Here is an 11766-nt window from a genome sequence, read left to right on the forward strand (position 1 = left end):
CCGATCAGCACACTCGGCATCGGCGTGAACAACCTGGTGGGTTTACACACCTAGGAAGCAGGCGAAATTCGTGGCGAGAGCTGCTAGATATGGGCATCCTGCAACGGATTCGACTCATTGCACGGGTAAGGGGATCCGGCCATGTATCTCAAGCAAATCGAAGCCAAGAACTTTAGACTGCTGTACGACGTCCGATTGCTTCTGGAAAACCGAACCACCGTCATCGTCGGGCGTAATAACAGCGGCAAGACATCCTTGACGGAAGTGATGAAGCGCCTTCTGTCCGATGCTTCCCCATCTTTTTCCTTGGAGGACTTCTCGTTCTGCTGCTACGACCAGTTCTGGGATTCCCATCTCCGAAAATCCAAGGGCGAGGACGAGGACGAGATAAGGAAGATCTTGCCTGTAATAGAAGTGCGGCTTCGTTTTTCGTATGAAAAGGACGAGAACATTGGCCTACTCAGCGAGTTGATTGTCGACCTCGATCCCGAATGCACAGAAGCCTTGGCCATCGCCCGGTACGCACTCAAGGACGGGAAGCTGCTCGAACTGTTTGGCGACTTTGCGGGGACGGACGATGACGCGAGACCGGACTTCTTTCGCCTCCTCCGCGACCGGATTCCCGCGCTTTACGAAGCAACTTTCGTTGCCGTCGATCCAAACGATGCGACCAACGAGAAGGTTATCGAACGATCGACGCTGAGGAAACTATGCCTCGGCGGCTTCATCGGCGCACAGCGGGGGCTCGATGATTCAAGCCAAAAAGAACGCGTTGTGATCGGCAAGGTGCTCGAGAACCTATTCTCGACCGCCAAGAGCAACGCCGACGACGCAGGTAGCCACGCCATCGCCGAGGATCTTGAGGTTGCAGTTCAGTCCATCCAAAACAAGATCGGCGCTGACTTCAACGAGAAGCTCAACCGACTGCTTCCCGCCCTGTCGCTATTCGGCTATCCGGGCCTCAATAATTCCAAGCTCCTGACCGAAACGATCCTCGACGTCGGCAAGCTCCTGACCAACCATACGAAAGTCCGGTATACCGGATCCGATGGCATTCATCTTCCCGAGGCCTACAACGGCCTGGGCACGCGCAATATCATTCTGATCCTCCTGCAGCTTCGGGAGTTCTTCAAGCTCTATCTTGCGATGGAGCCCAGACCCTCAGTTCACCTCGTTTTCGTTGAGGAACCGGAGGTCCACCTGCATCCACAAATGCAGGAAGTATTCATCCGCAAGATCGCGGACATCGCATCGGCGTTCCGCGAAGAAGCCGGCGAACCTTGGCCCGTGCAGTTCGTCGTTTCGACCCACTCGTCACATGTAGCCAACGAGGCCCACTTCGAGACCATCCGATACTTCCTAGCTTCCACGGACCATAGTGGCGCCATCAGCACCAAGGTCAAGGATCTCAGGAAGGGGCTTGCTGGAAAGCCTGAACCAGACCGCAGTTTCCTGCATCAGTACATGACCCTTACCCGGTGCGATCTTTTCTTCGCAGATAACGCAGTCCTGGTGGAGGGCACAACGGAAAGACTGTTGCTTCCAAGGATTATCCGAATGCTGGACAGGGACCAAGCGGAGGGAAAGAAGCTTGGCAGCCGGTATCTCTCCGTCGTCGAGGTCGGCGGCGCATACGCGCACATATTCTTCGACCTCGTCAACTTTCTTGAACTTCGGACCTTGGTCATCACCGACCTCGACAGCGTGAAGGCCAACGGTGCCGGGAAATTCGTCGCCTGCCAGGTATCGCAGGGACAGAAGACGAGCAACGCCTGCCTGAAGGCTTGGTACGGCAACAAAGACATCACCCCGGCGGATCTGCTAGCGGCCGATGATGCCGCCAAGACCAAAGGCCAGCTGCGGCTTACTTTTCAGTGCCCCGAAGCAGAGACAGGACCTTGCGGCCGCAGCTTCGAAGACGCGTTCATGCTGGCCAACCCTGAGCTTTTCCCGTTGCCAGGACCTAGCGATGACGAGAAGGAAACACAGGCGTGGGAAAAAGCGAGAGATGAGAAGAAGTCAGCATTCGCACTCCAGCATGCCCTGTCTGAAAGCGATTGGAACATCCCGCGCTACATCCGCTGCGGATTGACATGGCTCGCTGAAGGCGACCTGCCCCCTGTTCCCGCGCCGCCCGACGATGCTGGTGCGGCCGCATGAATGCCGTGCCCGAAACCAGCCCCGCACTGATCGCCGCTCGGGAAGCGGAGGCACATGTCGCAAAATGCTTGAAGGACCATCACGACTTCCTGCTCGAAGCCGGCGCAGGTGCGGGCAAAACCTATTCGCTGGTGGACGCACTTAGGCACCTCATCGAATACGAGGGCCCCAGGCTGCGCAGGAACCACCAACGCGTCGCCTGCATCACTTACACCAATGCGGCCACGGCCGTCATCAACAGTCGTATTGACAGTAATCCGCTGGTCTTCGTAGACACCATTCATGCGTTTTGTTGGTCGCTGGTCAGGAAGTTCCAGCCGGCGCTAAGGCCATTGATCGCGGCGATGCCGGAATGGGAAGAGAAGCTGGCCGAGGTCGACGGAATCGGCAGCCGGATCGTCGAGTACGACCTCGGCCATCGCCGCGTCACCGCCGACACCGTCACGCTTCACCACGACGACGTCCTGAGGCTGATGGTTTTTCTGCTCCCGAACGCGAAGTTCCAAGCGCTTCTTGCGCAGCAGTACCCGTTCGTATTGATAGACGAATACCAGGATACTGACCTTGCGGTGATGACCGGCATAGGCGAGCTCCTGCTTGGACGCACTGCCGGCCCGATGATCGGCTTGTTCGGCGACCACTGGCAGCGCATCTACGACAAGACATGCGGCCACATCGCCCATGACGCACTGACGGAAATCGGCAAGAAGGCGAATTTTCGCTCAGCGACCAGGATAGTTGATGTCCTGAACAGGATGAGGCCAGAGCTGCCACAAGCGGTGAAGGACGAGGGTTACGTTGGTTCGGCGATCGCGTTCCACACCAACGCCTGGCAAGGCGAACGCAGATCCGGTGCGGGAGGCGGTCACTGGAAAGGCGATCTCCCCGCCGAGGCCGCCCATGCCTATTTGGCGACGCTCATCAAGAAGCTGGAATCGGACGGCTGGGACATGGCTCCCCACCGAACCAAGGTGCTTATGCTCACCCACAACGTTCTCGCTTCAGAGCAGGGCTACGATTCGATCACCAAGGTCTTTTCTTATACGGATCAGTTCATCAAGAAGGAGGACCCGCTCATAGCGTTCTTTTGCGACGCGCTCGAACCCGCATGCGCGGCTTTCCATCACAAGCGGTTCGGGGAGATGTTCTCGCTACTGGGTGGCTCGACACCTGCCGTTTCTTCGCATGCAGACAAGATCGCATGGTCCTCCTCGATGGAGGGCATTGCCAAGATCAGGCTCGACGGGACTATAGGTCAAGTGCTGGACTACATTCTCGCGCAGGCGCATCCGCGACTGCCAGACGCCGTGCTCGGTGCGCTTGGCGAGGCCGCGGAATGGCATGGTGAGGAAGGGGAGGAGCCGCCGCGCCGGGTCCAGCAGATCCGGCAGTTGCGGGGCGTTCCCTACAAGGAAGTCATCGCCCTGGGCAGGTTCATCGACGGCCATACCCCGTTCGCAACCAAGCACAGTGTGAAAGGCGACGAGTACGAAAACGTCTTGGTCGTTCTCGGGCGCGGCTGGAACAAGTACAACTTCGACCAGTTCTTACAATGGTCGGCCGAGGGAGTCCAGGCCGGCAAGCGAGATGCATTCGAGAGAAGCCGCAATCTGTTTTATGTGTGCTGTTCCCGCCCGACAACGCGCTTGGCGCTGCTCTTTACCCAGGAGCTTTCCAATACCTCGCTGGCAGTGCTCGGTAACTGGTTCGATAACGCAATTGAACCCGCCCCGACACCTCCGGAGCTCAAATGACCGCTATTGGTCCAGGCTGTGTGAAAACACCAGCCGCCGGCTAAACTACTCACAGGCCATCGTCGGAGTGCCGGATGAGTCGTTTCGTTGTAGGCGAGGATCGTTCCCAGAGTGCGTTGCTGCCGGCGAGCCTTGAGGACTACGTCACCGAGGACAATCCAGTCCGAGTGGTCGACGTCTTTGTCGACAACCTCGACCTCGCTGATCTCGGATTCGAGGGCGTCGTCGCTCAGGCGACAGGCCGGCCTGGCTATCACCCGGCCACGCTGCTCAAGATCTACATCTACGGCTATCTCAACCGGATGCAGTCCAGTCGTCGACTGGAACGCGAGGCCCAGCGCAATATCGAGCTCATGTGGCTGACGGGCCGATTGGCGCCGGACTTCAAGACGATCGCGGACTTCCGCCGCCACAATGGATCCGCGATCCGACGCGTGTGCCGCGAGTTCGTAATGCTATGCCGTCGTCTTAACCTGTTCTCGCAAGCGCTGGTGGCCATCGACGGCAGTAAGTTCAAGGCCGTCAACAGTCGCGATCGCAACTTCACCCGCGCCAAGGTCAAGCGGCGTATCGAACAGATCGAAGCCAGTGTCGCGCGCTATCTGTCAGAACTCGACAGTGCCGATCGTCAGCGCCAAAGCGACATCACAGAGGCCCGTACGACAAAGCTTCGAGACAAAATCGACACGCTGCGATCGGAAATGCAGCGCATGAAGGCCATGGCGAAGGCTGTGGAACACGCACCCGATCAACAGATCTCGTTGACCGACCCCGATGCACGCTCCATGGCGACCAGCGGCAAAGGCTCGGGCATGGTGGGCTACAACGTCCAATCGGCGGTGGATGCCGAGCATCACCTGATCGTGGATCACCAAGTCACCAATGTCGGCCACGACCGCACGCAACTACAGACAATGGCGGACCGGGCGCGTTTGGTCATGCAGACCAATACCCTGGCCGCGGTCGCCGACCGCGGTTACTTCAACGGCGAACAGATTGTGGCCTGCGAGACGGCCGGCATCCAGGTTTATGTACCCAAGCCGCAGACCTCCAACAGCCAGGCCCGAGGCCAGTTCGGCAAGCGCGATTTCATCTACGAGCCGGATAGCGATACGTATCGCTGCCCGGCAGGGCAGATACTGATCTGGCGTTTCACCACGGTCGAGAAAGGTCAGACGCTACACTGCTACTGGAGCTCGGCCTGCAAGGGTTGTGCGCTCAAGGCCCGATGCACGTCGTCAGCGCAGCGCCGCGTCAAACGCTGGGAGCACGAATCGGTGCTCGAGACCATGCAACAGCGTTTAGATAGAGATCCAAATCTGATGCGGATACGACGACAGACGGTTGAGCACCCCTTCGGCACGCTCAAGGCGTGGATGGGCTCGACGCACTTTCTCATGCGCACGCTGGCGCATGTACGAACGGAAATGAGCCTGCACGTATTGGCCTACAACCTGAAACGCGTGATGCGAATCCTCGGGATCGGGCCGTTGATGCGGGCAATGGTCGCCTGAGCCTGCTCGTGCCCGTTTAATTGGCATCTTTGAAGCAACCTGAGGCGCGTCCGGGCGTGGTGAAGTCACGGCCGCAGCGTTCTAAATTACGCTGACCCACGGCCGCCATGCGGAGTCCTCAGCGTCTGACATAGGCCGCTGCTGGGAAAGTACGCCAACTCACGCGTTTTCACACAGCCTGGGCCGGTAGAAGACACCCGGCTACCTTAGGTTGGAGCGATGACCAGCCGAGGCCAACGCTCGAACTCCCCAACATCGGGCGCACAGTCGAGCGTTACGACATACACGCGTCGCTCACGATTGAGCGTCGCCACGCACCCTTGCAAGAACTGGCCACGCGTGACCATGAACCAGTGCTCTCGGCCGGTGACATCCCGCTCAGCGAATTCATAGACCGGTAAACGCACGGGTTTCGGGCCGAACTGATCCCAGACGCCGCCTTGCAGATGCGTCAGATGCGCCCAGCCGCCGTTCGGGAGCTTGCCCGGTTCATCGGGGCGACGCCCCCAGGGCATGAGCACGATCTGGGCTCCGCGTCGCGCCGAGACGGGCAGACACGCACTGCGATGCTGGAACCGGCTCAGGCGCTCGGCCTGGCCGTGCAGATAGCGCACCGCCCAGCTCATTAGTAGTCGATGGATTCACGATGGCCACTCGGGCGCCAGCCGGGCGATATGACGTTCGGCATGTCGGTGCGGCGAACAAGCGGCGCCCGGTGCACGGCAAACGCGCCGAATTTCTCGTTGATGTCGTCCACTGTCGCGTTCAGACCGCCTGCGGCCGTGCTGTCGGTTGCGAACAGGTCGCCTTGCTGTGCCGCCGGGCGCGGATCGAGCGCGTTGATCTGAACCTGGAAGCCGCCTTGGCCGCCCCAGCGCGTGTCGATGAAGGTCTTGGCCAGCGCATAGATCGCCGCGCCATCGTCCGTGGCAGCCGCCGTGCGATATTTCGCGCCGATGCCACCGAGATCCGTGCGCAGGCTGATCGCGAAGGTCTGGGCCTCAAGGTCGTTCTTGCGCAGGCGCCGACCGACCTTCTCGGCCATGTGCATGTAGTACATCAGCAGCAGCTCGCGATCGCGCGTGTCGGGCGCGATCACCTTGCCGTGGCCGAGTGATTTAGCCGGCGCCGTCTCTTGCTGTACCGGCTCGGGATCGCGCCCCTGGGCCATCAGCCAGAGTCGGCGACCGGGATTGCCGAAGCGCTGGGCCACCGCGCTGATCGGGATACGTTTCATGTCGCCGCAGCGCTCGACGCCGCGGGCCTTCAGGAATGCCCCGATGCCGTCGCTGATCCCGCATAGCTCGGTGACCGGCTCGTTGGCCAGCGTCGCTTCGGCCGCCCAGGGGGGCACCACGGTCAGGCCGACCTTTTCGCGCTTGGCGGCCCACTTGGCTGTCGTCTTGTCGCCGCTGATGCCGACCGCACAGCGCAGGCCCGAGGCGTCGAACACGGTCTGCTTGATGAGCCGGCCGATCCGCTCGGGTGTGGTGTTGTAGTACGACTGGCAGCGCGTCAGATCGAGGAAGGCTTCATCGACGCTGAAGATCTCGATATCGGGCGTGACATCCTCGAGCGCGGCCATGATCGCGCTGGAGATCTCGGTATAGCGGGCAGGGCGCGACGGCACCTGGATGAAGCCGGGGCATAGCTGCTTGGCTTCCTTCACGCGCATGCCGGTTTTGATGCCGTAGGCACGAGCCTCGTAGGACGAAGTGATGATGCACGTGCCGCGCTCACCATTGGTCACGCCGATGGGACGGCCGCGCCATTCCGGGCGATCCATCTGCTCGACGCTGGCGAAAAATGCCGCCATGTCGATGAGCGCAATCATGCGGGGCCAGCGGGTCATCCAGTGCTCGTGAACTGTATGGATATACAATAATCGAGCTGATACGCGTCGCCGTCAATCGGCGATGCGCAGGGTGGTGGGTTAGATCGTCAGGACTTCTTGCCCGTGCCGGGCGCGCCGCCTTGGAATAGGCGGCTCACAACTCGCCCGTGAACCGTGGGCGTGACCTTGAACTTGCGCGCGGCTTCGGCCTTTTTGCGCGCACGGGCCGCGTGTGCACTCGCTTTGCTGCGCTGTTTACCTTCTTCGGCCAGCAGCACCCGCGCGCGCTCTAGCGCTTCTTCGTAGGTCATGCCGTGTTTTTCGCGCAGCTTGCAGGCGCGGTAGGCGAGCATGCCGCGACGCCGATTACCCATTCATTCGCACCCGCGAGCCAGGCCATTCGCACTCGTTGCCGTGAACACGCGCCAGTGGCGCCAGCCGCGATCGCAGTAGAACCCCCACTCGCGCGACTTCTCGCCGGTTAGAAACAGCGTCGTGACTGGACGGCCTTCTTCGAGTTCGACGCGGTGCGGGTAGGCGGCGTCACGGCGAACGACGATATCGCCGGGGTTTCGCCGGCGGCGCACGGTCGGCCCGGCCGGACAGTCGGGATCGGCCGGTACATGCTCCCAGTAGCTACCATCGAGCAGTACCGTGACCCAACTCCAGGGATGGTCGTGAAGCGCTCGGTCGTCATCGCTACGCATGAAACGATGCACGTAGGCGTTCTCGAGCGCGCGATCCTCGAACTGCCAGAGACGTGTGAGCCACGGTTCGCAGCTCGGGTCGAGCTGGCGGAACTTGCGGCGGGCGAACCATCGCAGCAGGTAGGGGTTGTTCGGGTCGGGTATGGACTCGTCCGGCGCGCGTTGCTCGATATGCGACGTTCGCGCCCAGGTCAGAATCGCCGCCAGCGTTGCGGCGTCCAGCGTGCTGTCGCGTTCCAACAATGTCTCGGCCAATCTCTCAAGTCCTACTTGCGGGTGATCCTGATCTGCCAATCGCCGATGGGCTTGCCGCCGGCCGATGCGCCATTGAGGTCGATCGTCGCGCTTTCTGCGTTGCTGCGCCGGGCGAGATCGACCAGCAGGTGAGCGGCCATCGTGGTATGCGCACCGGTCGCACCGTACTCGTCGGCGCACATCTGAGAAAGGTGACGCACCAGCTTGCCTAGCGCGGCGTCATCCCATGCGAGGTAGCTATCGGCCGCTTGCTCGGCTTCTGTGAGAACCAGGTCAGCCATTGTTCGCGCCCGACGCGACGCGGCGTGCGACCACCATACGGATCGTCTGAATGATGTCGCTCGCACTCATCCACGGCGCGTTCAGGCCCAACTGGCGCAGAAACAGCGTGGCCACGCGGTAAGCGTCCTCCGGCGTCATGGGCACGGCGCGCGCCGGGTGATCCTTGGCCCAGGTACGCACGAACAGCTTGTTGCCCTGATCCTCGATCGAGAAACCCTTGTCGTTGTTCGGGCCGTGGTTCTTGTACTCGCAGCGCTGGATCAGTCCAAGCAGCACGCCGGCGACCACCGGCAGCTCGTCACGGGTCAGCTGCAAGCGCAGCTTGTTCTTCCAGTCGTACTGACGCGGGGCTGACGCTGTGGCCGAATCCAGCGCGACAGTGAAATCCTCACCGCGCGTCGTCGTCGGCTCGAAGCACAGCGCGGCCTTGCCGCCGTAGACGTGCATCGTGTACTCGAAGTCGCTCGGCGCGTTGTCATTTTGTGCAGCTGGCGCGGGCTGGCCCTGCGGCGGCGCGCTTGGCGGGCCGAAGTCCGGCGCACCGGACTGCGCGGGCTGCTGTGGGGCCGGCGCACGCTGGGGCTGCGGGGCACGGGCAGCGGCCTGCGGCGCGGCCGGTACCGGCTCGGCACCCACCTCCTGAATAGAGCGCTCGATGTAGATGCGGGCGTTGCTGTCGGCCTGCATCGTCGTAATCGCCGAGATCAGGTGTTTGCGGGGATTGGTCGCGCGCAGTTGCTCGAACTGCTGCGTGGTGAGACGCGGCAGGTTGGCCTGCTCAAGCAGATCGTTGAAGTCGCGCAGGGATTGCGGGGCAGCCGTGGTCATCTTCTTGTTCCGTCCTGATAGGGGTTGCGTTACAGGGTCTATTGTCCGTATTCGGCTGATTCTGCAAGCCGCTCAAGACGCCGATTCGCCCTTCCTGCCCGACGGTTCGACACGCGCCTGCAAGGCCGCTATCTGTAGTGCGCGTTCCTCGGCGAGTGTGGTCGCACGGGTCAGATTCTCGCGCAGGCTGTCGTTATCCGACCGGGCCGCTGCCAGGTTGTCCGACAACGAGTGCACACGCTGTTCGTGGGCCTCACGATCGCGGGCTATTTCGGTGGTCATTTCGTCACGCACCAGCACGGCCCGGTCACGATCGTCGGTCAAGCGTTGGATCTCGACTTGCTGTGCCGCGATGTGCTCCTGGCGCTGTTGTAGCGTCTCGCGGGTTTCGGTCAGTTCTTCTCGTATGCGCTTCTGCTCGGCATCGTGCTTGGCCTGTGCCTCGCGTAGTTCCTGGCGCGCGTCGTCGATCTGCCTGGCCCACGCCTTCTGTTGGGAATCCGACCGCTCGATCTCGCGCTGCCAGCCGGCCTCACAACGGGCGCGCTCTTTCTCTGCGGTTTCGAGATGGCGTTCGTGCTCGGCGATCAACTGAGCGCGTTGTTCGGCGTTGCGTGTGCGTTCGTCAGACAGGGTTTCGTCGAGCTTGTCCGCGCGAGCCGTTGCTGCCTGCTGATCCTTCTGGCTGTCATGGAGTGCGGCGTCGAGCCGCTTGCATTCCGCCTCGGCCGATTCCGCGCGCTGTTGCAGGTGCTCGATCTGGCCTTCAAGAACGCCGATTCGGGTACGCGATTCCTCCAGTTCGCCTTTCAGTGCGGTTTCGCGTGCCTGCATCTGTGCTTTCGCGCGCTCAAGTTCTTCATTGGCGTAGCCGCGCGCTTCCTCATAGAAGCGGTGGGCCGCGTCCACCACGACACGCGGCAGACCTTCGGGCAGACCGCTACCCATCTGGTCGGCCAGCCCCTGCCATGCCTTTTTCATGTGGCGCGTGAGCGTCTGCTGCGAGGCGGTCGTGCCGAGTTCAACACGAACCTTGGCCATCGAGGGGTATTCGCCGCGCGCCAGGATCGCGCGCAGGGCGTCGTGCAGTGATTCGGGCGTGAGTTCGGCTGTCGCCATCAGAAGGTCACCGGGTTGTAGCCGGCGCAGGTGCAGCCCGGCAGGGCGAGGGCGCCGATCGCCAGCTCTTCGGTTTCGGCACGAATGGGAAAGAAGCCCGTGAACGCCCAGCCGTCGTGACCGAGGCCGTCATACCAGCCGGTCGTGTCGCGATAGACCACCGGGCGGTTGCGCAACCCGCCGAGCTGCGAGGCGACATAAGCGACGACGGCCGCGGCGTCGTTGGTGACGCTGCGCCCCGCATTGAGATCCGTGATGACGACAATCTCGAATTGATCGACGTAAACGAGCCGCCACGTGAACGACGACAACAGGTGAACGGTTTGCATGGCCGCGCTCTCCGGCTGAGACGTGCTGATTATATCGTATCAATATGCAATATGCGAGACGTATCATATCGTACGAAAAGCGGATAGGAGCAACACAACTGTACTTGTGTTGCGAAGCATTCTAGTTTCTGGCGACCTAGATCGCTCTTGTCTAGAGCGGCGATTTAGCAACTGAAAACAGGCGGTGCCGATGCGGCGCAAGCCTTCGTTCTTGTTATTGGCTTAATAGGAATTAATCGCTATGATTAAAAGTGAATCAACCCCGCGTTGTCCCACGTGTTCAGAAATAGACAACGCCGTGCCAATACCAGTGGCCAGGTAGCGTCTGTAACTGGTCGGAGGAAATCACGATGGCAAAGACCGAAACGCGTGTTCTGACGGCACACGTTCCCATCCCGATGGCTGAAAAAGTGGATCAGTTAGCCGATCGGCTCGAGCGCTCGCGCGGCTGGATAATGAAACAAGCGCTATCATCGTGGATCGCCCAGGAGGAGGAGCGTGATCGGCTTACACGCGAGGCTCTGGCGGACGTTGATGCGGGCCGCGTCATCGATCATCAGGCGATCCAGGCATGGGCCGACAGTCTGGATACGGACGAGCCGCAACCGATGCCGCGTTGATGCAGCTGAAGTGGACGGACAAAGCGCTTTCCGATATAGCGCGCCTATACGAGTTCTTGGCGCCAGTAAATAAGCCAGCAGCGATAAGGGCAGTTCAGGCGCTTACCGACGCACCACGTATCTTGGTGACCAATCCGCATATCGGCGAACAGCTGTTTCAGTTCGAACCACGTGAGATTCGTCGGCTCTTGGTCAGCCAATACGAACTGCGATATGAGGTGGCGGGTGAGATCGTCTACGTACTGCGTCTCTGGCACACGCGAGAAGACCGATAGTGGGTGGCGAAGCGAAGTCGAGCGAGCTTGGGTAGTCCGTTATCGGCCCAGGCTGTGTGAAAACGCTCCCACCGGCTAAACTTCTCTCA

13 protein-coding genes are annotated in these 11766 nt (G+C 61.0%); 5 read left to right on the forward strand and 8 right to left on the reverse strand.

Annotated elements, in window-relative coordinates:
* The first annotated feature begins 141 nt into the window (after positions 1-141).
* From T5B8_RS19680 to T5B8_RS19690, 3 genes are all read left to right on the forward strand, one after another.
* Positions 142-2160: an ATP-dependent nuclease gene (locus tag T5B8_RS19680; protein WP_353180967.1), complete on the forward strand. Its 2019-nt coding sequence runs from the start codon at positions 142-144 to the stop codon at positions 2158-2160.
* On the forward strand, positions 2157-3914 hold the full coding sequence (locus T5B8_RS19685) for a UvrD-helicase domain-containing protein (RefSeq protein WP_353180968.1): 1758 nt from the start codon (positions 2157-2159) through the stop codon (positions 3912-3914). The genes T5B8_RS19680 and T5B8_RS19685 overlap by 4 nt, the downstream gene beginning before the upstream one ends.
* Positions 3915-3988: 74 nt before the next feature.
* Complete coding sequence (locus T5B8_RS19690; RefSeq protein ID WP_353180969.1) at positions 3989-5428, forward strand: IS1182 family transposase; 1440 nt, start codon at positions 3989-3991, stop codon at positions 5426-5428.
* Positions 5429-5634: 206 nt separating this feature from the next.
* On the opposite strand, the gene T5B8_RS19695 is transcribed toward T5B8_RS19690, so the two are convergent.
* The 8 genes from T5B8_RS19695 to T5B8_RS19730 form a co-directional block, all read right to left on the reverse strand.
* Positions 5635-6054 carry a hypothetical protein gene (locus tag T5B8_RS19695; protein ID WP_353180970.1) on the reverse strand — a complete coding sequence of 140 codons (420 nt, stop codon included), beginning with the start codon at positions 6052-6054 and terminating at the stop codon, positions 5635-5637.
* Entirely contained in the window at positions 6054-7280 is a 1227-nt protein-coding gene (locus T5B8_RS19700; RefSeq protein ID WP_353180971.1) for a DNA polymerase Y family protein, read from the reverse strand. The genes T5B8_RS19695 and T5B8_RS19700 overlap by 1 nt, the downstream gene beginning before the upstream one ends.
* Positions 7281-7369: 89 nt before the next feature.
* Positions 7370-7636 carry a hypothetical protein gene (locus T5B8_RS19705; protein ID WP_353180972.1) on the reverse strand — a complete coding sequence of 89 codons (267 nt, stop codon included), beginning with the start codon at positions 7634-7636 and terminating at the stop codon, positions 7370-7372.
* Positions 7637-8224 (reverse strand): hypothetical protein, encoded by a 588-nt coding sequence (locus T5B8_RS19710; RefSeq protein WP_353180973.1) that lies wholly within the window; start codon positions 8222-8224, stop codon positions 7637-7639.
* Positions 8225-8235: 11 nt separating this feature from the next.
* Positions 8236-8505, reverse strand: a complete 270-nt coding sequence (locus T5B8_RS19715; RefSeq protein ID WP_353180974.1) for a hypothetical protein — start codon at positions 8503-8505, stop codon at positions 8236-8238.
* A complete protein-coding gene (locus T5B8_RS19720) occupies positions 8498-9334 on the reverse strand; it encodes a hypothetical protein (protein WP_353180975.1) in 837 nt (278 codons plus the stop codon). The genes T5B8_RS19715 and T5B8_RS19720 overlap by 8 nt, the downstream gene beginning before the upstream one ends.
* 72 nt (positions 9335-9406) lie before the next feature.
* Entirely contained in the window at positions 9407-10453 is a 1047-nt protein-coding gene (locus tag T5B8_RS19725) for a DNA-binding protein (protein ID WP_353180976.1), read from the reverse strand.
* Positions 10453-10782 carry a hypothetical protein gene (locus tag T5B8_RS19730; RefSeq protein WP_353180977.1) on the reverse strand — a complete coding sequence of 110 codons (330 nt, stop codon included), beginning with the start codon at positions 10780-10782 and terminating at the stop codon, positions 10453-10455. Before T5B8_RS19730 ends, T5B8_RS19725 begins: the two co-directional genes overlap by 1 nt.
* A gap of 350 nt (positions 10783-11132) precedes the next feature.
* Here T5B8_RS19730 and T5B8_RS19735 point away from each other — a divergent pair, with 350 nt between their 5' ends.
* Together T5B8_RS19735 and T5B8_RS19740 are read left to right on the forward strand one after the other, a co-directional pair.
* On the forward strand, positions 11133-11402 hold the full coding sequence (locus T5B8_RS19735; RefSeq protein WP_353163323.1) for a CopG family ribbon-helix-helix protein: 270 nt from the start codon (positions 11133-11135) through the stop codon (positions 11400-11402).
* On the forward strand, positions 11402-11677 hold the full coding sequence (locus tag T5B8_RS19740) for a type II toxin-antitoxin system RelE/ParE family toxin (protein ID WP_353108205.1): 276 nt from the start codon (positions 11402-11404) through the stop codon (positions 11675-11677). Before T5B8_RS19735 ends, T5B8_RS19740 begins: the two co-directional genes overlap by 1 nt.
* Positions 11678-11766: the final 89 nt, after the last annotated feature.

The organism is Salinisphaera sp. T5B8, from assembly GCF_040361255.1.
Lineage (GTDB): Bacteria > Pseudomonadota > Gammaproteobacteria > Nevskiales > Salinisphaeraceae > Salinisphaera.